The following is a 22,936-nucleotide window of genomic DNA, read 5'->3' as shown; positions in this document are numbered from 1 at the left end:
ACATGGCCCGCGCACTGATCCTCGACGCAGCCCGTACGCCGTTCGGCAGGTACCGCGGAGGTCTGTCCGGCATCCGGGTGGACGACCTCGCGGCGCTGCCGATCGTCGACCTGCTGCGCCGCTACCCCGGTCTGGACCTGGCCCGCATCGACGACGTGCTGCTCGGTGACGCGAACGGCGCCGGTGAGGACAACCGCAACGTCGCCCGGATGGCGGCGCTGCTGGCGGGCCTGCCGGTCTCCGTGCCGGGCGCGACCTTGAACCGTCTCTGCGCTTCCGGCGGTGAGTCGATCATCCAGGCCGCGCGGGCACTGGCCGCTGGTGACGCCGATCTGATCGTGGCCGGTGGCGTGGAGGGGATGTCGCGGGCGCCGTTCGTGACGGCACGGCCGGACAAGGCCTTCCCCGACCGCATGGAGACCGTGTCGACGGCGCTCGGCTGGCGGCTGGTGAACCCGCGGATGCCCAAGCACTACACGGTTCCGCTGGGGCTGGCCGCCGAAAACGTCGCGCACGAGCTGGGCATCACGCGCACCGAGATGGACCACTTCGCGTTGCGCTCCCACCGGCGCGCTGCTGCTGCGTGGGACGCCGGTGTGCACGAGGGCTTCGCGTTCAGCGTGCAGCTGCCGGACGGGACTGCGGTGCGGCGCGACGAGAACGTCCGCGCGGACACCAGCGCGGACAAGCTCGCGAAGCTGAAGCCCGCGTTCTCGGAGCACGGCTCGGTCACCGCCGGCAACGCTTCCCCGTTGAACGACGGCGCTTTGGCCGCGTTGCTGGGCACGGAGGCCATGGCCGCGGAGTTGGGTGTCGAGCCGTTGGGCGAGGTGCTGGGGTCGGCGACCACCGGTGAGGAGCCGCACCGGTTCACGATCGCGCCGGTGTCGGCGATCCGGAAGTTGTTGAAGCGCCTGCATCTCGAGGCCGCGCAGATCGACCTGTGGGAGATCAACGAAGCGTTCGCCGCCATGGCGCTGTCAGTGCTGCACCACCTGCCGGAGATCGACCGGGAGAAGGTCAACGTCCACGGCGGCGCCATCGCGTACGGGCACCCGCTCGGCGCCTCGATGCCGCGCGTGATCATCGACGTTGCACGGCACCTGCGCGCACGTGGTGGTGGCGTTGGCATTGCGGCTGCTTGCGTTGGCGTCGGCCAAGGTGTGGCCGTGGCTGTGCGCGCCTAGTCCTTCGGGTGCAGGATGTCGCGGGCCTGTTCGGCGGCGCGGACGATGCTCTCGGACACGAAGTCGAGGAACCGCGCGATGTTCTCGAGCCGGGTGGCGGCCTGCGTGCCTGAGCCGAGGACGCCGGAGCCGTGCCGCGCGGCCTCGGCCAGCCGCGTGGTGCCGGCCGCGCTGGCGATCATCGACTGGTACCAGATGTCGCCCTCGTCGACGACATAGCGCTCGCGGCGGCGTTCGTCGCGCACGCGGCCGATCAGTCCCTGGCTTTCCAGGTATGCCATGGCTTTGGAGACCGACGCCGGACTGACTTCCAGGTGCGCCACCAGTTCCGCCGCGGTGAGACTGCCGGAGTCGGTGGCGTAGAGGCTGGCGAGCGCCCTGGCCGCCATCCTGGGCAGGCCCTGCCCGATGAAGATGCCGGAGAAGGCCTCCTCGAACTCGCGCACCGCCTCCAGGGCGCGTCCGTCGGCCCGCTCGGGCGCCTGCCGACTCTTGGGCGTCGTCTGCTTGCGCCGTTGGGCTCGGTGTTCGGTGGCGAGGTGGGCGAGATCGGCCTTGTAGCCGGCGGGGCCGCCGTTGCGCATCACCTCGCGGGTGATCGTCGAGGTGGGCCGGTCGAGGCCTCTGGCTATTTCCGCGTAGGCGAGGCCGTCGGCCAGGCCGATGGCGATCTGGCGGCGTTCCTGCTGGGTGAGTCGACCTCCTGGCATAGCGTTCAGCTTAGCTCATTGCAACGCATCCGACCATGATCGTTGCGTTAGATTTCAACCCCATTGCAACACTTTTGCGCTGTTCACCTGCGTATATGCGACTTCTGCGCAACGAAGCTTGTTGTTGAGTTCCGTGAACGCAACGTAGCTTTTCGCTCATCAGAAACACCGAGAACACCAAGTCGCAGGAGCCAGAGATGCAGACGTTCGCCACCACCGCCCCGATCACCGCCAACCTCGACATCCCCGCCGGCCTGGTCCAGTTCATCGCCGCCGACCGTGCCGACACCGCCGTCGAGGTCCGCCCGTCGGACGCCTCCAAGAGCCGCGACGTGAAGGCCGCCGAGCAGATCACCGTCGAGTTCGCCGACGGCGTCCTGCGGATCAACGGCGCCAAGGGCACCAAGATCCTCGGCTCGTCCGGCTCGGTCGAGATCACCGTCCAGCTGCCTGCCGGTTCCCGCGTCGAGGCCAAGGCGGCCTGCGCGGAGTTCCGCGGCGTCGGACGTCTCGGCGACATCGCCTTCGAGGCCGCGCAGAGCGACATCAAGATCGACGAGGCCGCGCAGGTCCGGCTCACCACCCAGGCCGGCGACGTGCACGTCGGCAGCCTCACCGGTTCCGCCGAGATCAGCACCCAGAAGGGCGACATCGCGCTCGGTGTCGCGGCCGGGCTCTCCGCCTCGCTGGACGCCGGCACCTCCTACGGCCGGATCCACAACTCCCTCAAGAACAACGGCACCCCGGACCTGACCATCCGCGCCACCACGTCCTACGGCGACATCACCGCTCGCAGCCTCTGACCACTTTTGCCACTGGGGAGAAAACCTTGAGCACCACCGAGAACTACCAGGCCGCCGAAAAGCTTCTCCGTCGTCCCGCCAGCCCCGGCGAACTCGTCGTCGGCGACAAGGTCAGGCCGCAGTGGATCGACGGCGGCGCCCGCTTCTGGTACTCGCTGCGCGACGGGTCCGACCAGCAGTTCGTGCTGGTCGACCCGGCGGCGGGCACCCGCGAGCCCGGCTTCGACCCCACCCCGTTCGTCCCGGCCCCCGGCAACCCGCTGGAGGTCCCGTCCCCGGACGGCAAGGTCGCGGTGTCGCGCCGCGGCCAGGACCTGTGGGCACGATCCGGCGAGAACGAGTGGGCGCTGACGACCGACGGCCAGCCCGACTACGGCTACGGCTACAGCCCGGACTCCAACGGCTTCAAGACGCTGATGAACAAGTTCGGCCTGCCGCACATGCCGCCGCTGCTGGCCTGGTCCCCCGACTCCACCAAGGTCCTGGCCCACCAGACCGACGAGCGCAACGTCCGCCTGACCCACCTGATCGAAGCTGCACCCGCAGCCGGCGGCGCCCCTTCCGTGCGGACCCAGCGCTACGGCTACGCAGGCGACGAACACATCCCGCTGACCGAACTGGTCGTCCTCGACGTCGCCTCGGGCACCGTCGTGCGCGCCCAGACCGAACCGCTGGTCACGCCCCAGGTCTCGCCGATCGCGACCGGCTGGGCGTGGTGGGCCCCCGACAGCTCGGCAGTGTTCTTCCTGCGCCACAGCCGCGACCAGCACACCCTCTCGCTGAACCGGATGGACCCCATCACCGGCGAGGTGACCGTCGTCCTCAGCGAGACCGGCGAGACCCGCGTCGAGCCCAACCAGTGGATCTTCGAGCAGGCCATCGTCCGCGTGGTGGGCAACGAGGTGCTGTGGTTCTCGCAGCGCGACGGCTGGGGCCACCTCTACCGCTACGACCTGACCACCGGCGCGTTGCTCAACCAGGTCACCTCCGGCAAGTTCCTGGTGCGCCAGATCCTGCACGTCGACGAGGCCGCGCGGGTCGTCTACTTCACGGCCTCCGGGCTAGTGGCGGAAGACCCGTACCGCCGCTCGGTCTGCTCGGTCGGCTTGGACGGCAACGGTTTCACGCGCATCACCGACGACTCGCTCGACCACATCGTCACCGTGTCCCCGAACGGTTCGTACTTCGTCGACTCGGCGTCCACTGTGGACACCGCGCCGGTGACTTCGGTGCGCGACTGGTCCGGCCGCGTGCTGGTCGAGGTGGAACGCGCCGACATCAGCCGGCTGCTCGCAGTCGGTTGGACAGCACCGGAACGCTTCTGCGTCAAGGCAGCCGACGGGGTGACGGACATCTACGGCGTGCTCTACAAGCCGCGCGGGTTCGACCCGTCCGTCAGCTACCCGATCGTCGACACCATCTACCCCGGCCCGCAGACCAACCGCGTCGAGCCGTGCTTCGACCCCGGCGGCATGGGCATGGACGCGGAACCGTTGGCAGCACTCGGTTTCGTCGTCATGGCGGTCGACGGCCGCGGCACCCTGGGCCGCAGCAAGGCCTTCCACGACGCGTCGTACGGCCGCGTCGCCGATGCCGGCAGCCTCGACGACCACGTTGCCGCGCTTCAGCAACTGGCTGCCTCCCGGCCGTGGATGGACCTCTCCCAAGTGGGCGCGCTTGGGCACTCGGGCGGCGGATTCGCCACCATGCGGGCCCTGCTGACCCAGCCCGAGACGTACAAGGCCGGAGCTTCACTTTCCGGCTGGCACGACGCCCGGTTCTTCAACATGGGCTTCATCGAGACCTACGACGGCGCTGCGAACCCCGAGGCCTACGCCCGCTCCTCGAACGTCGAGATGGCCGACCGGTTGGAGGGCAAGCTGCTGCTCATCCACGGCGAGATGGACGACCAGGTGCACCCGGACCACACGTTGCGGCTGGCGGCCCGGCTCATCGCGGCGGGGAAGGACTTCGAGATGCTCATCGTGCCGGGAGCCGAGCACATGTTCCTCGACTGCCTGTCGTACGTGCGGACGCGCTGCTGGGACTTCCTGGTGCGCTCGCTGATGGGGGTGGAGCCGCCGGCTTACCGCCCCGCGCCCATCCCGATCGGGCCCGAGCTGCTCAGCGAGATTTTTTGATCTGAGTGAGGAACGCCGACCACGACTTGTCCGAGAGGGGCAGGTGCGTGGTCGGCGCCTTGCTGTCCCGGATGCCGACGCCACGACCAACCTCGACACAGTTGTCCACCGGGCTGTAGCTGCTCTTGCGCCACGTCGACATGCCGAGGGCCTCCTCAAGCCATGATGCTGGTGATCAGCCCCTTCGATTCTTCCGCATCCAACGCTTGGTGGTCGAGCAGTTCGAGCACGCCGACGTAGGTGGCAAGAGACGCCTTGTCCTCCACGAACAGGCTGGTGTTCTCCGTTTCGGTGAACACGACAGGCTCGTACTTCTCATAGTTGAGCAGGCGGAAAGAGCCGGACAGACCTGCGTGTGCCCCGAACGCGGTCGGCACGACCCGCACGCTGATGTACTTCCGATTGGCCATCGCCAGGAGATGGAGCAGCTGGTCTCGCATCACCTCGGGGCCTCCTACCGGCAGCCGGAGCGCCTGCTCGTGGAGGTAGAAGACGAACTCCCTGCTGTAGTGGAAGATCCTTTGCCGCTCGGTCTTCGCAGCGACGATCTCCTCGGCGTTCACCGTTTTGGCTCGGACTGATCGCGCGAGGAGAGCGCGGATGTAGGCCGGGATCTGCAACGGGCCCGGGATCACGTTCATCGACCACACGGTGATCTTGTTGGCGAGGCGCTCCTGCTCGATCAACGAGCGCACCTCGTCCGGGATCCCGTCCTCGGGGAAGACGAGATAGCCCTTCTCGCGGGTCTCTCTGTAGAGCATGAGCAGGCGCTTTGCCTCGTTCGGCTCGACGCCGCAGAGCCCGAGCAACAGGGCGAGCTCGACCTCGGTGACCCCGCCCTTGCCCTTGACGAGGTCCGAAACCTTGGCCTCTTCCCAGTCGAGTCGCTCAGCGAGTCGGCGCTGGGTCATCCCCGAGCGCTGGATGGCGTCGCGGACGCCATCACCGAACGAGCGCCCCACCACGCTCGAAGTTCGTTTCGGCATGCCAGGACGCTAGAAGGCGCCGCGCAACAACTTCCATCGTTTGGATGCGACTCGCCACGAAGGAAGTACTTCTTGGACGCCTTCTAAATCCGCTTGGAGATCAACGGGTACTCGACGACGAGGCCGTTCTGGTCGACCTTGATGTTCTGCTCGAACCCGCCGCTCTTGAACCGCACCACCGAGACGTCGTCGCCGACGGACACGGTCTTGTAGGTCTGCGTGACGACCTTGACCGTGAGTTCGGGCAGCGACACCCACACGACGGGCAGCGAGTGCTCGCCCGGCTCGCGGTGCAGGTTCAGGCGCCTGATCGGGATGGTGTTGAACAGGACGGCGAACTGGACGTCCACGTCGAGGGCGTCGTTGAACGTCTCGCGCTTGGCGCCCTGGCCGTGGTCGACGAGCCAGGCGCCGTCCTCGGTCCGCGACAAGGAGCACTGGCGCTCCTCGAGAACCGTCGCCGTGCGGAGCAGCAGCCGGTTGACCTGGCCGCTCTCGCCCACGGAGACCTCGAAGGAGGCGTTGAACTGCTCGTCGGGGCCGGCGGCGACCATGCGACCGGACGCGCGCAGGCGTTGGTCGCTCGAAAGGAGCAGGCGGACCTGCTCCAGCCGCGGCTCGTGGATGCCCTGCCAGGTGATCATTTCTGGCCGGCGGGCAGAAGGAGAGCGGGTCTCCCCGGTCGAGGTGACCCGCCCTGCGTCAGTGGCGTTCGTAGAGGAGTTCACTCATCCACCTGGAAGGATGTCCTTGATCTTCTCGGCAACCGAGTCGACCTGCTCTTCGTGACCGAACTTGCCGGCGATGAAGTCCGCCGCAGCGTCCACGCCCTTGTCGACCTGGTCGTGGTGCTCTTCAGCGAGGTCCATGGCCTTGTTCTTGATCTCGTCGAAGTTCATCGGTGCTCCTCCGCTCCTGACGCAGGGTACCCGAGCGGGCCCCGCGTGGTGATAGCCGCGATCACGCTAACTCCGCCTGGACAAGTCGGCTGGGCGACCCGGATGATGACCCCGCCGCCGCCTGGTCGGCCGCCGTCGCGGCCAGAACCAGGAGGACACGCCACATGACACGGCTCCTGCGTGGAGTTATGTCCGCAGTACTGCTGTTGCCGCTCGTCGCGGCCCCGTCGGCCCATGCCACAGCCGACAGTCAGGGCGCTGACCTGGGCAAAGCGAAGTTCACGGTGACGAACACGGCCACGAACGTCGCGGCCCGCAGCGACCGGCGGCCCGTCGCGGGTGGGGTCTACGACCGCAAGGTCGGCAAGACCTTCATCTCGTGGGCCGGTCAGTACGAGGACAGCTACGTCCAGTCGTACGACCACCGCAAGGCCACCTGGTCCGCGCCCAACCGGGTAGCGGACGGAGACAAGGACGCGCACAACTACCCGACCATGGTGCAGGCCAAAGACGGGCATCTGCTGATCTTCCGCGGCATGCACAACGTCGAGCTGCGCATGTCCCGTTCGCCGCAGCCGCACTCGGTGGACGGGGTCTGGGAAGAGACGCTGATTTCGAAGAACGCGGCCACGTACCCGATGCCGTTCGTCACGCGCGACGGCACGATCTACGTCTTCTACCGCGAGACGTCCCGCGATCTCGATCCCTCGTTCCCGACGGACACGCGCCCGATGCTCTACGTGATGTCCAAGGACAACGGCAAGACGTGGAAGACCTCCACGGAACTGACCGGCGACCGGTTCGCGATCGGGTCGACGTCCCGGGCCGACAACATGAACGAGATCTACATCGGTCAGCTGCGGCAGGAGGACAACGGCCGCGTGCGGATCGTGTACACGCTCGCGGGTGGTGGCACGGAAGGACATCTGCACGACCGCTACCACCGCAACATCTACTACACGTGGTTCGACCCGCGGAACCGGCACTTCTACTCGGCGGCCGGCAAGGACCTGGGCACCCAGATCGACGACGCCGACCAGGAGACGCACCTGAAGGTCGCGGAGACCCCGCTGACCGTGCCGAACGGCGTGAAGTCCCCCGACTACATCCAGCTGGTGGGCACCAACTTCGACAAGCCGTTCCTGTTGTGGTTCATGGGCGACCCGGACAAGGGGCCGCTGCGCAACTACATGTCCGTCTGGAACGGTCGCACCTGGGAGACCAAGGAAGTCGCACGTGGACTGCGCACGCGTGAGATGGAGCCCATCGGCCCGTTCACCTGGCGCGTGTACGCCACCGAGGACGGCAAGCCGAACGTGCAGACCTTCCTGGTGCGGTTCGGCCGCACGTGGACGCCGGAGGCCGTGATCCCGACGGCCAAGCCGGTGCAGCGCGTCGAGGTCGTGGAGAACTTCCGCGATCCCGCACGGGCGATCTTCTCCGGCGCGTCCTCGCAGCGGGACGTCTCCATCGCTGACGGCGACATCAGCGTGGCGGGCATCAGCCGCCGGTAAATCACTCGCAGAAACGGCAAACGCCCCCAGGACCGGCGCGGACCCTGGGGGCGTTCGTCTAGGTGGTGCTACTGCTTATCAGGCGCCGGCCTTCTTGCGGCGCACGATGAAGAGGGCACCGACACCGGCACCGACGAGCACCAGACCGCCGAGCAGCGGCCACAGGATCGAGGCACCGGTCGAAGCCAGGTCCTCACCGCCACCCGGAGCCGGGGCGGCCGGCGACGTGGTGGTGGTCGGAGGCGTGGTCGACGGCGTGGCGGAGGACGGCGGCGTCGACGACGACGGCGGCGTGCTCGGCTCGGACGGCTGCACGTTCACGGTCCAGTCGGCCTTGGCGTCCTTGTCGACCTTGACCTTGGAGTTCTTCGCGATGACCAGCGACTGCGTCTTCTGGTTGGAGTCCTGGGCCACGAAGAGGCGACCGGCCTGCAGGACGGCCTCGGCGGAGACGTTCATCGTCGCCTCGCCCTTGTCGGCGCCGGCCGGCACGTTGACGAAGAACTCGGTGACCTTCTCGCCCACGGCGGCCTTGGCCTGCACCTTGTCGCCGTCGTTCTGGACGGCGAGCGGGTTGCCCTTGGCGTCGGTGATCGTGACGCCCGTGGGAAGCTTCGCGGTCAGCTTGACCTCGGACGCGGTCGTGGTGACCTTGTACGGGCCGATCTTCTCGCCCGCCTTGCCGGACTTGCTCTCCGGCTCGATCTCCATCGTCGGCGTGACCTGCTGGCCCTCGTTCTTGGCCTGCTCGACGAACTTCTTGTAGAGCGTGGTGACGTCCGCGTTTTCCTTGTTCTGCTTGCCCTCGTCCAGCTTCATGCCGTCACTGAAGTGCCAGATCGCGGCCTGCGTGGCGCCGATCATCTCGCGCTCGTCGAACTGGTCGCCCCACTTCTTCTGGAAGGCCTTCTCGTCCAGGACCGGGTACGAGTTGGTCAGGATCCAGAGGACCTTGCCCGCGTTCTCCGGGTCGTTGAACTGGGTTTTCTCGCCGGGGTGCTTGCCCCAGGGGGCTTCCTTGAGGGGGACCTTGTCCTTGAGAAGGGTCGGCAGCTCGACGCAGTACGCGAAGACCTTCTCGATCTCGCCGTTGTCGTTGACCACGAGCGGGATCAGCGAGGTGTCGAACTTGGTCTTGCCGTCCTTCACGAAAAAGACGTTGTGGCCCGACTTGCTCGGGGTCTTGCGGTCCGGCTCGACGATCACGTCGGCGGACGCCCCGAGAGTCGACATCGACATGAGTGCGGCGGCGCCCAGCAGCGCTGCGCCGATCCTCAACCGGGAAGCCATGGGTCTCCTTGCTCGCTGAAGTTAGCCCGAACGCGGTGGAAGTCAGTCGCCCGTCGGGACGGTCGGCACGTCGACATCGACACTGAACCGACAGGAAGCGAGCGGACAGTATCCGATCGAGTTACACCCGATGGAGTGAGGTATAAGGATGCTACAAACTGGCTGTGACCAGCAAAAAGCTACTCAGGGTGTCCACAGTGGATAGGCCCGAGATGCATTCGATTTGTCAGGTGACGTTAGATTCGTTGCCGAACAGTTATCTGTCGGCGCGTTTGCTACGTATGACCAGCAGCAACGGTTCAGGACTCAGGCAACCAATTCGGTAACTTCGACCGGTCGAATGTCCCCCGGCCGCAGCGAAGTGCCGCGCAGGCACATCTCGCGGGGCTCCGGGCGCCGGCCGGTGAAAATCCATCGGGTGAGCCCGGCCAGCTGGTAGGCGATGAGCGGTGGGACGGCATCGCCGACGTGCCGGTAGGCGTTGCCGAGAATCGACACGTCGAACCGGAACTGGCGCGGAAAGCCCTGCAGCAGCGCCATCTCCCGGACCGTGCAGAGACGATGTTGCTCCGGATGGGCGTAACGGCCGTTGCCGACGTGGCCGCATTCGCGCTTGATCGTGCGCGCCGGTTCGTCCCACCACATTCGCCCGTAGACGTCCGGGTGCGAACCCCAGTTCTGCTGTTCGACGATCTTGTGTTGTGCCGGATTCAACAACTGCGCGGTCTCCGGTGACCTGAGCAGATCCGCCCACGAACCACCGTTAGCGGGAATTGCCCGCATTCGTTCCAGACTGCGGTCCTGTGAAAACGTCGGCGACACGTGAATGGGGTCGTCCGGGTCGGCCAGGCCGGCCTCGATCCGGGGCAGCTTGCCGATCGCGCGCCGGACCGTGATGGCGGACGGGCGAACGATCCGGCCGTCCCACAGGTCGTCCAGAGTGAGCAGCGGCAGACCCGCGTCTACGGCCACCATCAGCGTTCGCTCGCGCAGCTGCGGCAGGCCGAACTTGGACAGCATGTGCGTGCCGCCCGCGACCGAGTAACCGATTCGGGTGAGTTCTTCGGCCAGGCTGTCGAAGTGGTGGCGCTGCTTGCCCTTGACGAGCTCGCGGGCGTTCTCGACGAGCACGACCTTCGGGCGCAGCTCCTCCGCGTAGACCGCGATTCGGCCGACCAACGAGTTCCGCGGGTCGTCGCGCAGGTGGTTCTGGGCGGTGATGCGGCTGAAACCGGAGCACGGCGGGCACGCGAGCAGCACGTCGAGCTCACCGCGTTGCAGGCCCCAGACCTCGCGCAACGCCGACGGCGACACCTTCGAGAGGTCGACCTCCAACGGGTCGACGCCGATGTTCGCGCGGTACGTGTCGTTGCAGCGCAACGAACCCAAGCGACTCGACGGCTTGCCGATCTGCGCGTCGGCGGCACCGACGACCCGGAAGTCGCGGTGGGCGTGGAAGCCGAAGCTCATGCCGCCCGCACCCGAGAAGATGTCGGCCACCGAGAAGGACACCACGAGATCGTACGGGCGAGGCTCCGAGGAGCCTTCCCTGACATCCCGTACCTTTCCGCCTTATGGAGCTGCCGCGTGCCTGGCAACGGCCGGACCCGTTGCGTGGACTCGACAGGATTTCCTGGGTCGAGGTCTACGACGGCCGTGGTGGCGCCGGTCGGTTGCCGCACCTGCTCCGCTCCCTCATGGACCCCAGCGCCGACGTGCGCCTGGACGCCGTCAGCTCGTTGGCGGACCGGCTGCTGACCGACGACACGGTCTCGGAGGCGTCGTTCTGCGCCGTGCCGTACCTCGTGGAGTTGGGCGCCTCGTACAAGGTCGCCGGCGACGTGCGCGACCGGGTGATCTTCCTGCTGGCCGCCATGGCGTTGGCGGGCAAGGGCTTCACCGAGGACGGCCGGCGCACGCACCGCCGGTGGAACGCGCTCGGCCGGGAGCTTCCCCGCACCGCCCCGGACTGGTTGACGCAGACCCGGCACGCCGTCGCCCAGGGCGCGCCGAAGATCTTCGAGGCGCTGGCGTCCGAACGCGTGGCGTGCCTCGTGGCGCTGGCGTGCGCGGTGCCGGAGAAGCTGCCCGCGTTCGTCCTGGGCCTGGTGCAGGACATGGTCGAGCTGCCGGGCGAGGAGATGCTCGCCGACGCGGCCGAGATCGCCGTGGCGCTGCTGAAGCGGTCGCCCGAGTTACTGGGCGTGGACCTGCCCCGGCCGAAGGTGCTCGGCGAGGGGCTGGTGCGGCCGGCGCACCAGCCGCGCGAGGTCGCCGCAGCCTTGATGGGCTACCGGTTCGCCCTCATCTCCGCGTACGGCGACGAGGGCGCCTGGTGACTATGCGATGACCGCTTCCTCGATGTATTCCTGCTCGACCTGAGCCTCGTCCTCGACGGCGATCGCGGGCTCGAGGGCACCGAGGCCCGTCCCCCACTCCTGGTCCGCCAGCGCGAACGCCGCGACCGTCAGCGCCGCCACGGGCGCGCCGACGGGCATGTTCTCGCGATGCAGGTCGAGGTCGAGGCGGCCGCCGATCGGCGACGGGCTCAGCCGCAGCGTCGCGTGCGCGGGCTCGTCCGGGTGCGCCAGCCGGCACGCCCAGCCGGTGAAGATCACGCGGCGCTCGTCGACCTGGGTCGGCTGCACGGCGCGCACGTTGGCGCCCACCGCACCCGAACGCAGGTTGTCCGCTGCCTGCAGGACCATCTCCTCGAACTGCATGGAGGAGATGCCGAGGTCCCACCCGGCGACCAGGGCGACCTGGACGAGCGCGAGCGGCAGGCTGGGGACCGCGTCCTCGAAGCACACCATCGCGCCGCCGTAGCGGGTGTTGATCTCGGTCGGCAGGAAACCGTCCTCGGTCGCGATGCCGTCCAGCGTGAACGTGCCGCGATAGCCGACGGTCTCGCGCAGGTGCTCGCCGACGCGGCGGGCCAGGTTGCGCATCTCGTCGCGGATCCACACGGGCGGGTCGTAGTAGGACGCGCAGCCCGCGTAGAGGAACTTGGCCTGGCCCTGGCGGCGCGGCACGACCATCTCGATCGGACGCAGCACCGCGGTGCCGTCGGGGAACACGATGCCGTGCACGCTCACCGGAATGCCTTCCAGGAACGGCATCACGCGCACCTGCTCGCACTTGGGGGCGAGCACGTCGAAGGCCTCCTTGGCCTCCTCGTACGTCCGCACGCGGCGCACGAAGTTGGCACCGCCGTTGATCGCGGGGCCGTCGCCGGACCACACGACGCCGGCGCCGCGGTCGAGGATCTCCGAGGCGCCCCAGAGGCGTTCGAAGTCGAGGTCGAACACCATCGCGGGCGCGCGGCGGGCACTGAGCTCGTCCCACAGCGCGTCGATGGTGGTCTTGTTCTCCAACTCGACCCACTTGCGCTCACGCGCGTTGAGCACGGGACGGCCCTGGAAGGTGCCGATCTCGTTGTAGGGCGTGCTGATCACGAGGGCTTCGGCGTTCGCGTCGAAGTCCTCGAGGATCTCGCGGACCTCTTCGGACGGCTTGCTCAGCAGCTTGCCGAGGCGGCGCTGTTCGACGGCGACGAAGCCGCCCTTGATGCCCAGCGACACCCAGCGGGCGATCTCCGAATCATGCAGCGGGGCATGGTCGTCGGTATCGAGCACGAGCGTATGGCGGGCACCGAGCGCATGAAGCTCATGCGCACGTTTCGCCAAACGCGTGCCACCGGCCAGCACGACCAACCGGTCACCGAACAACCCGCCCAAGCGCTCGTTGAGCGCTGCGAAGACATGATCCATCGCCGAGAACCCGCTTTGAGAAGAAGCAGAAGGATGCGACCGGCGATCGCCGGGTGACGCGTAGCGTAGAGCCACCCGGTATGTGTGTCGAAGCACGGTCCGGCAACGGCCGGATGAATCTTGGGACAGGCGCTGATCTCGTGGCGCGCTAGGCGCGGGCCGCGTCCCGAAGTACCTGGTCAACGCGGTTCAGGAAGCTGCGCTTGGGGTTGACCGCCGACAGCGGTGCGGTGAGCTCTGCGGGACCGGGCGCGGGTGCGACTCCCACGATCTCGGCCACGTTGCGCAGGAACTCCTGCCGCTTGAACTCGTGCACGGCGACGTCGTGCAGGAGTCCGGCGATGCTTGTGTGCACAGCGCGATGGGGGTAACTCACTCGTGTGTTATCGGCGCAGTGCGGGTGGACCTTTAGGGTCAACTTGTGCGAGTTCTGGTGACCGGTGCCACTGGCTATGTCGGCCGTGCCGTGGTGCGTGAGCTGCGGGTTCACGGGCATGAACCGATTTTGTCCCGTCAGCGCCTCTCCGAGCCGTTCGGTCCGATCGACGCAGACGCGGTGATCCATCTGGCCGGTACCGCCCGCGTGCGGGAGTCGTTCGAAGATCCACTTTCGTACTACGCGGTGCACGTGGGCGGCACCCTGAATCTGCTGAAGGCGTTGGAGGGGCAGCGATTCCTCTTCGCCTCGACTGCGGCGGTCTACCGGCCGTCCGCTGACCCGCTGACCGAGTCGTCGGTCCGCGAACCCGCTTCGCCGTACGCGGCGTCCAAGGCCGCGGCTGAAGATCTTGTGGCGTGGGCGGCGCGGTCCGGGCGGATCGGCGCGACCACGCTGCGTTTGTTCAACGTCGCTGGAGGCGGTGACACCGACACCAGTCGGGTGATCACCCGTGCCGTGGCGGCGGCCGCCGGGACTGTTTCCGGAATGGACGTCTACGGCGACGGGACGGCCGTGCGCGACTTCGTGCACGTGCGGGACGTTGCCTCGGCGTTCGTGGTGGCGCTGGAGGCCTGCGCGGTGGGCTCGTCGTCGGTCTACAACGTCGGCGCCACGCCGGCGTCCGTCCGGGACGTTCTCCGGACGGTGGAGGACGTCTCGGGGCGCGCCGTGGACGTGACGTGGCGGCCCGCGCATCCCGGTGAGGTGCCAGTGCTGCAGGCGGACGTGACGCGGTTGCGGGCGCTCGGCTGGGAGCCCTCGCACTCGGCGCTCGTCGACATCGTCAAGGACCAGTGGAGCGCTTCGGCACCGGCACCCGGTCCAGGTCCCGCGCGATGACGATCTCGCCGTCGAACTCGCTCGCCGCTTCGGCGTGGAACTCGGCCGGGTCCTCGTAGCGCTGGGAGAAGTGCGTGAGCACCAGCTTGCGGACCTTGCAGTCCTGGGCGACGCGGGCGGCCTGCTGGGCGGTGAGGTGGCCGTGGTCGCCGGCGAGCTTGGTGTCGCGGGCGAGGTAGGTCGACTCGATCACCAGCAGGTCCACCTGGTCGGCGAGCTCGTAGACGTTGTCGCACATGCGCGTGTCCATGACGAAGGCGAACTTCTGGCCCTTGCGGGGTTCGCTGACGTCTTCGAGCTGCACGCCGTTGAGCTCGCCCTGTTGCTGGAGGACGCGGACCTGCGGGCCTTGGATGCCGTGCTGCTGGAGCTTTTCCGGGAGCATGCGGTGGCCGTCGGGTTCGATCAGGCGGTAGCCGAAGCTGTCGATGCCGTGGTCGAGCCGGTACGCCTCAAGCCGGCCGAACTTGCCTTCCGCGATCAGGCCGTCTTCGGTGACGGGCTCTTCCTTGATGTCCGCGGCGTCGTAGAAGGCGCTGGCGTAGCGGAGGCGTTCGAAGAAGTGGGTGCCGGACCGCGGGTAGTGGGCGTGGACGGTGTGCGGGACGCGGTCCAGGGACAACCGCTGGACGATGCCCGGCACGCCGAGGCAGTGGTCGCCGTGGAAGTGCGTGATGCAGATCCGGGTGATGTCGCTCGCAGCCGCGCCCGACCGCAGCAGCTGGCGCTGGGAGCCGTCGCCGGGGTCGAAGAGGAAGCCCTCGCCGTCCCACCTCAGCAGATAGCCGTTGTGGTTGCGCTGGCGCGTGGGAACCTGGCTGGCCGTTCCCAGGACGATCAGTTCCCGGACTGTCACCCTGAAACGTTAACGTCTGTCCCATGCAGAGCGTGGAAGCGGCGGCGTCGTGGCCCGCCTCGAACGTCGCGGTGGCCGTCGTGTCGGGCGGGTCGGTCGTGGGCTCGTTGGGCGATCAGCAGCGCGTGTTCCCGCTGGCGTCCGTGACGAAGCTGCTGACCGCCTACGCGGTGCTGGTGGCCGTCGAGGAGGGCGCGGTCGAGTGGGACCAGCCGGCCGGGCCTCCCGGTGCCACGGTTCGGCACCTGATCGCGCACACCGCCGGGTACGCGTTCGACAAGCCCGAGGTGCAGGCCGCGCCGGGCACCAGGCGGATCTACTCGAACGCGGGCTTCGACGTGCTGGCTGCTTTTGTGGGCTCGGCTTGCGAGATGCCGTTCGCGACTTATCTGCACGAGGCGGTTTTCGCGCCTCTCGGGATGAATTCTTCTGCTCTGGTCGGTTCGGCCGGCGCCGGCGCTGAGTCGTGTGCTGCGGATTTGGCTGTTTTTGCGGCTGAACTGTTGTCGCCGAAGCTGGTTTCTCTTGAGTTGGTGCGCGAGGCGACTTCGGTCGTTTTTCCCGGCCTGAACGGCGTTCTGCCTGGTTACGGCATGCAGAAGCCGAACGACTGGGGTCTCGGCTTCGAAATCCGGGACGGCAAGTCGCCGCACTGGACCGGACTTTCGCATTCACCTGCCACTTTTGGCCACTTCGGGCAGTCCGGCACGTTCCTGTGGGTCGATCCGGACATTTCCGCTGCCTGCGTCGCTTTGACGGATCTGCGTTTCGGGCCGTGGGCGGTCGAGGCGTGGACGCCGTTCTCCGACGGCGTCCGCGCGGAACTGGTCAGTCAGCGAGCTTGAGGGCCAGTTTCCGGAGGAGCTCCTTCACGTCGGCGTCCTCGCAGTCGTTCTCGTACGCCTGCGCGACCCCGCGGAAGGCGTAGAGCAGCCCGGCGGTGAACCACCCGAACTGCCCGAGCACCTGGTCCATGGCCTGCTTGAGGGCCTGCGCACCGGCCTCGTTCAAATCGCCGTCGACCCTGACCTCGTAGCTGAACACGCCCTCCTGCAACGTCTTGAGGGCGGTGCGCAGGTAGTCGCCCGACTCGTCGGCGTCGTAGGTGAGCGTCAGGACGCCGAGCGCCCGCTGCATGATCTCCCGCTGGTCCACACGGCAACTCTGCCTCGTCGCGTCACCTTTCGACACCCCAACGCACCCATGCGGGGTCCTCGGGCTGGAGCTTTTCCTCGAAGGCCTCGGCGATGTCCTCGACGTCCCACCGCTCGCGCTCGATCACAGGCTCCTTGGGACTCGTCTGCCCCATGACGTGCAACCGCCCGTTGGCGAACCGGATGAGCTGCCCGGTGATCTTCGCGGCACGATCGCTGAGCAGGTACGTGACCAGCGGCGCGATCGTCTCCGGCGGCCCACTGGGCGCGGCCTTGGTGTCGGCCCGGGCCATGCGCGTCTCGGCGATCGGGCACACGGCGTTGACCCTGATCCCCTTGTCCTGGAGTTCGTTCGCCGCACCGGCCGTGATGCTCGCGACGGCCCCTTTGGACGCCGAGTAGGTGAGCGCCGTCGGCTGCCCGACCATCGCGACCGAGCCGAGGTTGACGATCGATCCGCGCCGCATGCTCTGCACGGCCGCGTTGGTGCAGTACAGCGTGCCTAGGACGTTGACCTCGATGAGCTCGCGCATTTTGGCTGGACTGTCCTGGCCGATTCTCGCCTGGTACCTGATGCCGGCGTTGTTGACGAGCCCGTCGATCCGGCCGAACGCCGCCGTGCAGGTGTCGACCACGGCCTGGGCCTGGTCGGGGTCCGTGACGCTGCCGGCGCTGACGACCGCCTTGCCGCTGTTGCGGGTGATGAGCTCGGCGACCTCTCCGGCCAGCGGCTCGTCCACGTCGTTGATCACCACGGCGGCCCCGTTCTGCGCCGCGTGGATGGCGAACGCCCGCCCCAACCCCTGCCCGGCCCCGGTGATCACCACGGCCTTACCCACCAGAATCGCCATACTGCGAGTGTGGCCAAGGGCGCTCACCGAGCGGTCAATCACGTCGGTGAATGGCTGGTGCCCGCGCCGAACGGTGTACGTCTTGCGACGACCGGTTGCCCGTTCGTTCAAACCTCTTTTCGCAGATCAACCACTGTGGAATCGATTGATCGCCGCCCTCGTCAGCAGTAGAAAACCGAGCGACTCTCGATCACAGTGCGGCGATCAACGCCACGATCATCGCTGCCACACCGCCCTGCACGACGGACAGCACCGCGTCCTTGGCACCCGCGCCGATCGCCCGCGCGAGCGCCTTGAACCGGCTCGGCTGTTCCTGCACGGCGGCGACGACGGCAGCCGGGTCGCGCACCGTCCCGTCGGCGGTGACGGCACCGTTGCGGGTCAGCTCCGCGATGAACGACCGCAGTTCGGCGACAGCCGCGTCGAGGTCGGCGCTGCCCACGGTCTTGTTGCCGACAGTCAGGTCGCCCCCGATGTTCCCGATGGAGCCGGAGTTGTGGAAGACGTTGCCGGACATGGCATTCACCCCTTGTCGCCGACGGTGAGGTCGCCGCCGATGTCGCCGATGCGGCCGAAGTTGTTGAAGCGGTTGCCTTCCTTGTTGCCCATCACGAGGTCGCCGTGGACCTGGACGGTGTACTCGCGGTCCGGCGGGTCCTCGATGGCGCCGACGATCTCGCCTTCGATGCGGCGAAGCTCCCCCAGGTCGGTGCCCGAGAGCGCGGTGTACTGGGTGCCCGCGGTCTCCAGCATCAGCGCGAACCGGCGGCGGCGGAACACCAGGCGGTAGACGAAGACGCAGAGCATGAACGCCACGCGGACCGCGATCAGGACGATCAGCACGATGCTGACCTGGCCGATCAGGTCCCGGTCGAAGCGCAGGTTCTGCGCCGCCGCGGCAACACCCAGTGCCAGCGCGCACAGCACGATGATCTCGCCGATCGGGTACCAGGTGGTCCAGCGGCCGCGCCAGACGAGCCGCAAGGTCTGGACGCGCGAGATGTTCGCGAGCGGGTAGGCCTGGTGACCGATGCGAACCACGCGCTTGCTGATGCGGATCTCTCCGACCTGCGACTGCGCCATGGCCACCTCCCGCCTGGTAGTCGTCACTACTCAGCAGATGGTTACGGGCCCGATGGAGATACAACCGAAGGATCGCCCGCTGGGTTCAGCGGGCGATCCTCGGTGTCCGTCAGCAGGGCTTGACGCCGTCAACACCACGCGGGACGGAGTGGTACAGGGTTGGCGCCACCTGCACGATCTGGACGGCCCGGGAGTAGCCGAGCACCTCCCACTCGGACCCGCTCCAGTCGTAGAAGGTCGCCGTGACGTTGCCGGTCTGCAGGTTCTTGTACGAACGAACCTTGTCCGAACCCCATTCGGCCCCGACGTTGTAGATGACGCCGCATTTCCACGCCCGGAACTTGTCCCCCTTGAAGTAGAAGTCGTCGAACAGGCAGATCGATCCCTTGGGGCAATAAGCGTCTGCGTTCGCGGGCGCGGGCGCGGCCACGCCGGCGCCGAGCAACGCAGTCGTCGACAGCGCGACAAGCACCTTCTTCATTTGCAGCTCCTTTGCTGGAAAGGCCTCAGTACCAGTCCGTGCAGCGGATTTCCCTGCCCGCTCCGCCGTAGATCTGCGCACAGGCGCGCATGATCGGCCCGTTGTCGTTGTAGGCCAGGCTGAACTGGCTCTTCTCGCCGGGATTGACCAGCGACCAGCCGAGCAGCCCTTCCCAACGCCCGTTGTTCGCCTCGGTCCGGTTGACCGCCCGGTCGACCCACACCGCGTCCCCGCAGTCGAACCCGCAAGCAACGTTGCGCACCCGCCCCCATGCGCAGTGGTTGCTGCTGTACCGCAGTTCCACGACCGAACCGACCGGGCCCGGTACCGACCTCTTCGTGGTCGGCCCGGGCAGCTGCGTCGGATTCACGCCGTCAGTGCAGGCGACACGGACCGACGGCTTCGTCGTGGCCGTCGCCACAGGACCGGCCACCAGCAACCCCGCCGCAGACAGCCCCAGCACGGCCGCAAGCGCGACTGTTCGTTTCAGCATCAAACTCCCCCAGTGCGACTCGAACCCAGTGCCACAACTAGCGCACGAGGGGCTTGTTCACGGTCGACAGCTGGAAGCTGAACACCAACTCCTGATCAACCGTGTGGCAGCTCTGGGGTCAGCGCCTAGGGCGTTGGGCGGAGCACGAGGGTGACGAAGCCGAGCACGCCCCGGTAGCCGTTGAGCCAGCTGTCGCGGTGGGCGGCGGAGGTGGTCAGGGCCTGCTCGCGGTCCGGGTGGTCGGGGTGGTCGAGCGCCCAGGCGGCCAGCGAGCCGGTCCAACTCCACTGGTAGTCGTCCCACTCGGCCAACGTGCTCACGTGCCCGTACACCGGCGTCCACCCGTCCGCGACGACCCTGGCGACCATCGTGGCCAGGTCGACGTACTTCTGCGGGCCGTCCTCCAACTCCGCCCGGACCGCCGGGTCCGGTTCGCGTTCCCAGAAGCAGTCGCCGAGCAGGACCACCCCGTCCTCGGCGAGGTGGCTGCGGGCGGCGGCGAGGGCGGGCAACAGCTCACCGAACGCGTAGGCGGCGCCGATGCTGAGCACCACGTCCGCCTTGCGGGGCGACCGGTACTCGGCCACGTCCTGCTGGACCAGGTCGAGCCGGTCGCCGACCCCCAGCCGGGCGGCTTCCGCCAGGGTCCGGTCGAAACCCGCGCTGGAGATGTCCACGCCCGTCGCCGTGACGCCCTCATGCGCCTGGACCGCGCGCAGGAGCCAGGCGCCTTCACCGCAGCCCAGGTCGAGCACGTGGGCATCGGGTCTGCGGATCGCCCGATCGAGGAGGTCCAGCACGATGACATCGCTGACGGGCGCTGCGATCGGGTGATCCGCGTGCGCCAGGTCGCTGAGTGTTTGTCGATCCACAACGCGTGCCTAACACACCTCGCCCAGGTGGCGCGCCTGCTTATTGACCGTGCCATTCGTCCACTACGAGGGTGCAATCCGGCTGTACCTGATTGCTGGGCTTGGCGCACACGAAAACCAGAGGCTCGCTGCCGAGCACGTGGAGAAGTGAGACCCAAAATGAGACACAGAGGCCCGGTACCAACCGGTACCGGGCCTCTGAGCAGCGCGCTCGACAGGATTCGAACCTGTAACCTTCTGATCCGTAGTTATTCCAGTTACGTGATTCTGCGTCCGGCTCAGTCCGCCGAATCCGTATCTATCCAGGTCAGACGGCAATAGCGTCCACACAGTCCATAGGCGTCCGTGCCGTTCATGAACGTCCGGGCACCCTCAGGGCACCCATTCGGGCAGCCCCAGACAGACCTCCGCGGTCCGCACCGGACCGGCCAGCCAGATCCCAAACAAGCCTCGGCAGCCATCCCGCACGCGCCGAGGCTGGGCATCAGACCTCGGAGGTCTCCCGCACATGCGCAATACAAAACACAGCCACACGCCCGCCGACACCACGCGCTGCGGACATGACGCTGTGAAAGCCGAAGCGATTCGAAGCCTGCTCGACGTGCCTGACCAGCCGCTCGAGGAAATGATCGAGCAATGGTCCGCGGCACGGACGCGAAGCCTTCTTGCGATGGCTACCTATCAGTGCCCGCCAGCGGTTGACGATCTGCTCAGCGAACTCGTGTACGCCACCAGCATTGCCCGTGAAGTGATCTCCGGTCGCTGGTGCGTCGTGGCCCAGCTGCTGCGCACCGGCACCGACGGCGTGAACTCCTGGTCAGTGATCAGCGACGCGATCGGCATGACCGAACTGCAGGCCAAGGACGGCTTCCACACCTGGGTTGCTAACCAGAACGACCTGCGACACAAGACCGGCAGGTTCGGGTTCACCGACGCTGAAGCCACCGCGCTGCACCACCTCGCCGAGGCGGCGTCCTGGTGAGCATCGAAGCGATCAACTGGGCCCTCAACGACGCACCGATCCCACGAGACCGGCGCGACGCCTCCAGCCTCGCCGCGGTTCTCATCGGGCTGGCCAACCACGCCGGCCCCAACGGAGACAACGCCTTCCCCTCACTCGACACCCTCGTGCACTACACCCGTCTGTCCGAACGCACCGTCCGCTACGCGCTGCGAACCCTCGAAGAACTCACGCTCATCCGACCGTCCGATCCGGACATCGTCGCCGCGCACATCAAGCGCGCAGACCGAAGGCCCAAGGGCTACGACCTAGCGCTACGACCTTTCAACCGAGCTGTGGACAACGTGCCTCACGAGGGGCAAACACTGCCTCCCGTCGACCAGCACGAGGGGCAAACGCCGCAGGAGCGGGGGGCAAATAGGCCCGGCACGAGGGGCAATGGCTGCCCCCGAACCGTCCCTAACCGTCCAGGGAACCGTCCCGCACGCGATCCGCAACGGCCCTGCGGTCAATGCGACGCCCGCCCCAGCGATCCCATCTCAGCCCGGGTCGTCTGGCTCGACGCGGAGAGGTCTCGCTCAAACTTCTGCCCTCGCTGCCACCCCCGCGGCGTGCTCGCGACGGAGGCACACCGGTGACCGCCACCAACGGGGATCTCGCACTCCGGATCCGGCAGGCCCTGGACGAAGCTCTCGCCCAGGGCCGCCCCGCGCCAGGCCGTCCCACCCTGGTCCGCCTGACCGGCGCCACCGACCACGCCGTCCGCAAAGTCCTGGCGGAGCTGGCGCCAGACGACACCAGCCCTGGCGAAACCGCGATCCAGCGCCAGTCCGCGCCCGGCACCGCCGGTGGTCTTCTCGTGGCGTGGGCAGGCTTCGTCTTCGGCTCGATCATGTCCATCGCAGCCAACGTGCTCAGTACCTGGCTACCAGCCCAACACCAGCCCGCCGGCTGGTCGCCAGGCCTGGCACCACAGATCGGAGCCGCAGTCTGGCCCATCGGGCTGCTGCTGTCGATCGAGGTGCTCTCTCGAGTCCGCTGGCCACGTGGCTGGTTCTGGATCCTCGCTCGATTTGGCGGTATCGGCGTGGTCGCTCTTGGATCCGCGATCATCTCCTACGGCCACCTCCGAGACGTCCTCATCGCCTGGCACTACGAACCACTGGCTGCGGCCGTCGGACCCCTGGTGCTCGACGGCCTCATGGTGATCTCCGGATTCGCCCTGCTGGCCATAAGCCGAGCCAAGCCAACTGCTGCGCTTACATAGGCGGCCTCATGCGGAGCGATCCAAGATCTGGCCCGAGTCGCGAGCGCACCCCTGCACAGCACTCACTGGAGCTCGCTGGCGAGCCCTCACCAACTCGGTCCACCAGTGCACATCGACGCCGCCAGCCAAGGCCGACCAACGCCACTCGGCCTTGAACAACAACAACATCAGCCGCAAGTCAAACGGTCCCGGCTGGCGGCTCCGAACTAAGCCTGCGATCCGGCCAGACGCGCCTAAGACGTCCGCTACTGCCGATGAGCGGGCGTTCGAAACCGTCGAACTCGGGTACTGGGCTCAACACCACCATTGAGGGCGACCCGTTCACAACACCTGAGGACT

At 67.5% G+C, this 22,936-nt stretch carries 27 protein-coding genes; 10 read left to right on the top strand and 17 right to left on the bottom strand.

The window, feature by feature from the left end:
- The first annotated feature begins 2 nt into the window (after positions 1-2).
- Positions 3-1,187, top strand: a complete 1,185-nt coding sequence (locus DI276_RS07130; RefSeq protein ID WP_112262485.1) for a thiolase family protein — start codon at positions 3-5, stop codon at positions 1,185-1,187.
- On the opposite strand, the gene DI276_RS07125 is transcribed toward DI276_RS07130, so the two are convergent.
- A complete protein-coding gene (locus DI276_RS07125) occupies positions 1,184-1,897 on the bottom strand; it encodes a GbsR/MarR family transcriptional regulator (RefSeq protein WP_112262484.1) in 714 nt (237 codons plus the stop codon). The genes DI276_RS07130 and DI276_RS07125 overlap by 4 nt on opposite strands.
- 197 nt (positions 1,898-2,094) lie before the next feature.
- Here DI276_RS07125 and DI276_RS07120 point away from each other — a divergent pair, with 197 nt between their 5' ends.
- Both DI276_RS07120 and DI276_RS07115 read left to right on the top strand, forming a co-directional pair.
- Positions 2,095-2,700, top strand: coding sequence for a DUF4097 family beta strand repeat-containing protein (locus DI276_RS07120; RefSeq protein WP_112262483.1), 606 nt, complete (start codon positions 2,095-2,097; stop codon positions 2,698-2,700).
- A gap of 26 nt (positions 2,701-2,726) precedes the next feature.
- Positions 2,727-4,841, top strand: coding sequence for a S9 family peptidase (locus tag DI276_RS07115; RefSeq protein ID WP_112262482.1), 2,115 nt, complete (start codon positions 2,727-2,729; stop codon positions 4,839-4,841).
- Here DI276_RS07115 and DI276_RS07110 read toward each other — a convergent pair.
- The 4 genes from DI276_RS07110 to DI276_RS07095 all read right to left on the bottom strand — a co-directional run bounded on the left by DI276_RS07110 (position 4,825) and on the right by DI276_RS07095 (position 6,726).
- Entirely contained in the window at positions 4,825-4,983 is a 159-nt protein-coding gene (locus DI276_RS07110; RefSeq protein WP_112262481.1) for a DUF397 domain-containing protein, read from the bottom strand. The two genes, DI276_RS07115 and DI276_RS07110, sit on opposite strands and share 17 nt — an antisense overlap.
- A 13-nt stretch (positions 4,984-4,996) precedes the next feature.
- Complete coding sequence (locus DI276_RS07105) at positions 4,997-5,827, bottom strand: helix-turn-helix domain-containing protein (protein ID WP_112262480.1); 831 nt, start codon at positions 5,825-5,827, stop codon at positions 4,997-4,999.
- An 83-nt stretch (positions 5,828-5,910) separates the two neighbouring features.
- On the bottom strand, positions 5,911-6,555 hold the full coding sequence (locus DI276_RS07100) for a putative glycolipid-binding domain-containing protein (RefSeq protein WP_232836504.1): 645 nt from the start codon (positions 6,553-6,555) through the stop codon (positions 5,911-5,913).
- Positions 6,556-6,726 carry an antitoxin gene (locus tag DI276_RS07095; RefSeq protein WP_112262478.1) on the bottom strand — a complete coding sequence of 57 codons (171 nt, stop codon included), beginning with the start codon at positions 6,724-6,726 and terminating at the stop codon, positions 6,556-6,558.
- A gap of 188 nt (positions 6,727-6,914) precedes the next feature.
- Between DI276_RS07095 and DI276_RS07090 the strand changes: the two genes are divergently transcribed.
- Positions 6,915-8,240, top strand: a complete 1,326-nt coding sequence (locus DI276_RS07090) for a BNR-4 repeat-containing protein (RefSeq protein WP_232836503.1) — start codon at positions 6,915-6,917, stop codon at positions 8,238-8,240.
- A 78-nt stretch (positions 8,241-8,318) separates the two neighbouring features.
- Here the strand turns inward: DI276_RS07090 and DI276_RS07085 are convergent, their stop codons facing one another.
- Together DI276_RS07085 and DI276_RS07080 are read right to left on the bottom strand one after the other, a co-directional pair.
- On the bottom strand, positions 8,319-9,530 hold the full coding sequence (locus tag DI276_RS07085; protein WP_112262476.1) for a thioester domain-containing protein: 1,212 nt from the start codon (positions 9,528-9,530) through the stop codon (positions 8,319-8,321).
- 306 nt (positions 9,531-9,836) lie between these two features.
- Positions 9,837-11,042 carry a DNA cytosine methyltransferase gene (locus tag DI276_RS07080; RefSeq protein WP_232836502.1) on the bottom strand — a complete coding sequence of 402 codons (1,206 nt, stop codon included), beginning with the start codon at positions 11,040-11,042 and terminating at the stop codon, positions 9,837-9,839.
- Positions 11,043-11,104: 62 nt separating this feature from the next.
- On the opposite strand from DI276_RS07080, the gene DI276_RS07075 reads away from it, so the two are divergent.
- On the top strand, positions 11,105-11,869 hold the full coding sequence (locus DI276_RS07075; RefSeq protein WP_112262474.1) for a hypothetical protein: 765 nt from the start codon (positions 11,105-11,107) through the stop codon (positions 11,867-11,869).
- Here the strand turns inward: DI276_RS07075 and DI276_RS07070 are convergent, their stop codons facing one another.
- Together DI276_RS07070 and DI276_RS07065 are read right to left on the bottom strand one after the other, a co-directional pair.
- Positions 11,870-13,300, bottom strand: a complete 1,431-nt coding sequence (locus DI276_RS07070) for a hypothetical protein (RefSeq protein WP_112262473.1) — start codon at positions 13,298-13,300, stop codon at positions 11,870-11,872.
- A gap of 148 nt (positions 13,301-13,448) precedes the next feature.
- Positions 13,449-13,655: a hypothetical protein gene (locus tag DI276_RS07065; RefSeq protein ID WP_112262472.1), complete on the bottom strand. Its 207-nt coding sequence runs from the start codon at positions 13,653-13,655 to the stop codon at positions 13,449-13,451.
- A gap of 66 nt (positions 13,656-13,721) precedes the next feature.
- Between DI276_RS07065 and DI276_RS07060 the strand changes: the two genes are divergently transcribed.
- Positions 13,722-14,579, top strand: coding sequence for an NAD-dependent epimerase/dehydratase family protein (locus DI276_RS07060; RefSeq protein ID WP_112262471.1), 858 nt, complete (start codon positions 13,722-13,724; stop codon positions 14,577-14,579).
- Here the strand turns inward: DI276_RS07060 and DI276_RS07055 are convergent.
- On the bottom strand, positions 14,524-15,435 hold the full coding sequence (locus tag DI276_RS07055; RefSeq protein WP_112262470.1) for a ribonuclease Z: 912 nt from the start codon (positions 15,433-15,435) through the stop codon (positions 14,524-14,526). The two genes, DI276_RS07060 and DI276_RS07055, sit on opposite strands and share 56 nt — an antisense overlap.
- 23 nt (positions 15,436-15,458) lie before the next feature.
- On the opposite strand from DI276_RS07055, the gene DI276_RS07050 reads away from it, so the two are divergent.
- Positions 15,459-16,280: a serine hydrolase domain-containing protein gene (locus DI276_RS07050; RefSeq protein ID WP_112262469.1), complete on the top strand. Its 822-nt coding sequence runs from the start codon at positions 15,459-15,461 to the stop codon at positions 16,278-16,280.
- Here DI276_RS07050 and DI276_RS07045 read toward each other — a convergent pair.
- The 7 genes from DI276_RS07045 to DI276_RS07015 all read right to left on the bottom strand — a co-directional run bounded on the left by DI276_RS07045 (position 16,264) and on the right by DI276_RS07015 (position 20,369).
- Complete coding sequence (locus tag DI276_RS07045) at positions 16,264-16,590, bottom strand: hypothetical protein (RefSeq protein ID WP_112262468.1); 327 nt, start codon at positions 16,588-16,590, stop codon at positions 16,264-16,266. The two genes, DI276_RS07050 and DI276_RS07045, sit on opposite strands and share 17 nt — an antisense overlap.
- 22 nt (positions 16,591-16,612) lie before the next feature.
- The gene (locus tag DI276_RS07040; protein ID WP_112262467.1) at positions 16,613-17,440 is read right to left on the bottom strand and encodes an SDR family NAD(P)-dependent oxidoreductase; all 828 of its coding nucleotides are present in this window, start codon (positions 17,438-17,440) and stop codon (positions 16,613-16,615) included.
- 190 nt (positions 17,441-17,630) lie between these two features.
- A complete protein-coding gene (locus DI276_RS07035; protein WP_112262466.1) occupies positions 17,631-17,957 on the bottom strand; it encodes a hypothetical protein in 327 nt (108 codons plus the stop codon).
- Between the two features lie 5 nt (positions 17,958-17,962).
- On the bottom strand, positions 17,963-18,523 hold the full coding sequence (locus tag DI276_RS07030) for a DUF6232 family protein (RefSeq protein WP_112262465.1): 561 nt from the start codon (positions 18,521-18,523) through the stop codon (positions 17,963-17,965).
- A 109-nt stretch (positions 18,524-18,632) separates the two neighbouring features.
- Positions 18,633-19,004 (bottom strand): peptidase inhibitor family I36 protein, encoded by a 372-nt coding sequence (locus DI276_RS07025; protein ID WP_112262464.1) that lies wholly within the window; start codon positions 19,002-19,004, stop codon positions 18,633-18,635.
- A gap of 25 nt (positions 19,005-19,029) precedes the next feature.
- Entirely contained in the window at positions 19,030-19,497 is a 468-nt protein-coding gene (locus tag DI276_RS07020; RefSeq protein ID WP_157984566.1) for a hypothetical protein, read from the bottom strand.
- Between the two features lie 125 nt (positions 19,498-19,622).
- Positions 19,623-20,369 carry an SAM-dependent methyltransferase gene (locus tag DI276_RS07015; protein ID WP_112262462.1) on the bottom strand — a complete coding sequence of 249 codons (747 nt, stop codon included), beginning with the start codon at positions 20,367-20,369 and terminating at the stop codon, positions 19,623-19,625.
- A 508-nt stretch (positions 20,370-20,877) separates the two neighbouring features.
- Between DI276_RS07015 and DI276_RS07010 the strand changes: the two genes are divergently transcribed.
- Genes DI276_RS07010 through DI276_RS07000 form a run of 3 tightly spaced genes read left to right on the top strand, consistent with a single transcriptional unit; the run spans position 20,878 to position 22,597 of the window.
- Positions 20,878-21,351, top strand: coding sequence for a hypothetical protein (locus DI276_RS07010; protein ID WP_157984565.1), 474 nt, complete (start codon positions 20,878-20,880; stop codon positions 21,349-21,351).
- Complete coding sequence (locus tag DI276_RS07005; protein WP_112262460.1) at positions 21,348-21,968, top strand: helix-turn-helix domain-containing protein; 621 nt, start codon at positions 21,348-21,350, stop codon at positions 21,966-21,968. The genes DI276_RS07010 and DI276_RS07005 overlap by 4 nt, the downstream gene beginning before the upstream one ends.
- Positions 21,965-22,597, top strand: a complete 633-nt coding sequence (locus DI276_RS07000; RefSeq protein ID WP_112262459.1) for a DUF2637 domain-containing protein — start codon at positions 21,965-21,967, stop codon at positions 22,595-22,597. The genes DI276_RS07005 and DI276_RS07000 overlap by 4 nt, the downstream gene beginning before the upstream one ends.
- Positions 22,598-22,936 lie beyond the last annotated feature (339 nt).

It is taken from the genome of Lentzea terrae, from assembly GCF_003265345.1.
Lineage (GTDB): Bacteria > Actinomycetota > Actinomycetes > Mycobacteriales > Pseudonocardiaceae > Lentzea > Lentzea terrae.
This window is presented reverse-complemented; position numbering and strand designations above follow the sequence as displayed.

What these genes read in the sequence shown, in the direction of transcription:
- DI276_RS07130 (WP_112262485.1), top strand. Translation starts at nt 3, where the DNA reads ATGGCCCGCGCACTGATCCTCGACGCAGCCCGTACGCCGTTCGGCAGG.
- DI276_RS07125 (WP_112262484.1), bottom strand. Translation starts at nt 1,897, where the DNA reads ATGCCAGGAGGTCGACTCACCCAGCAGGAACGCCGCCAGATCGCCATC.
- DI276_RS07120 (WP_112262483.1), top strand. Translation starts at nt 2,095, where the DNA reads ATGCAGACGTTCGCCACCACCGCCCCGATCACCGCCAACCTCGACATC.
- DI276_RS07110 (WP_112262481.1), bottom strand. Translation starts at nt 4,983, where the DNA reads ATGTCGACGTGGCGCAAGAGCAGCTACAGCCCGGTGGACAACTGTGTC.
- DI276_RS07105 (WP_112262480.1), bottom strand. Translation starts at nt 5,827, where the DNA reads ATGCCGAAACGAACTTCGAGCGTGGTGGGGCGCTCGTTCGGTGATGGC.
- DI276_RS07095 (WP_112262478.1), bottom strand. Translation starts at nt 6,726, where the DNA reads ATGAACTTCGACGAGATCAAGAACAAGGCCATGGACCTCGCTGAAGAG.
- DI276_RS07090 (WP_232836503.1), top strand. Translation starts at nt 6,915, where the DNA reads ATGTCCGCAGTACTGCTGTTGCCGCTCGTCGCGGCCCCGTCGGCCCAT.
- DI276_RS07085 (WP_112262476.1), bottom strand. Translation starts at nt 9,530, where the DNA reads ATGGCTTCCCGGTTGAGGATCGGCGCAGCGCTGCTGGGCGCCGCCGCA.
- DI276_RS07075 (WP_112262474.1), top strand. Translation starts at nt 11,105, where the DNA reads ATGGAGCTGCCGCGTGCCTGGCAACGGCCGGACCCGTTGCGTGGACTC.
- DI276_RS07070 (WP_112262473.1), bottom strand. Translation starts at nt 13,300, where the DNA reads ATGGATCATGTCTTCGCAGCGCTCAACGAGCGCTTGGGCGGGTTGTTC.
- DI276_RS07050 (WP_112262469.1), top strand. Translation starts at nt 15,459, where the DNA reads ATGCAGAGCGTGGAAGCGGCGGCGTCGTGGCCCGCCTCGAACGTCGCG.
- DI276_RS07040 (WP_112262467.1), bottom strand. Translation starts at nt 17,440, where the DNA reads ATGGCGATTCTGGTGGGTAAGGCCGTGGTGATCACCGGGGCCGGGCAG.
- DI276_RS07035 (WP_112262466.1), bottom strand. Translation starts at nt 17,957, where the DNA reads ATGTCCGGCAACGTCTTCCACAACTCCGGCTCCATCGGGAACATCGGG.
- DI276_RS07030 (WP_112262465.1), bottom strand. Translation starts at nt 18,523, where the DNA reads ATGGCGCAGTCGCAGGTCGGAGAGATCCGCATCAGCAAGCGCGTGGTT.
- DI276_RS07025 (WP_112262464.1), bottom strand. Translation starts at nt 19,004, where the DNA reads ATGAAGAAGGTGCTTGTCGCGCTGTCGACGACTGCGTTGCTCGGCGCC.
- DI276_RS07020 (WP_157984566.1), bottom strand. Translation starts at nt 19,497, where the DNA reads ATGCTGAAACGAACAGTCGCGCTTGCGGCCGTGCTGGGGCTGTCTGCG.
- DI276_RS07010 (WP_157984565.1), top strand. Translation starts at nt 20,878, where the DNA reads ATGCGCAATACAAAACACAGCCACACGCCCGCCGACACCACGCGCTGC.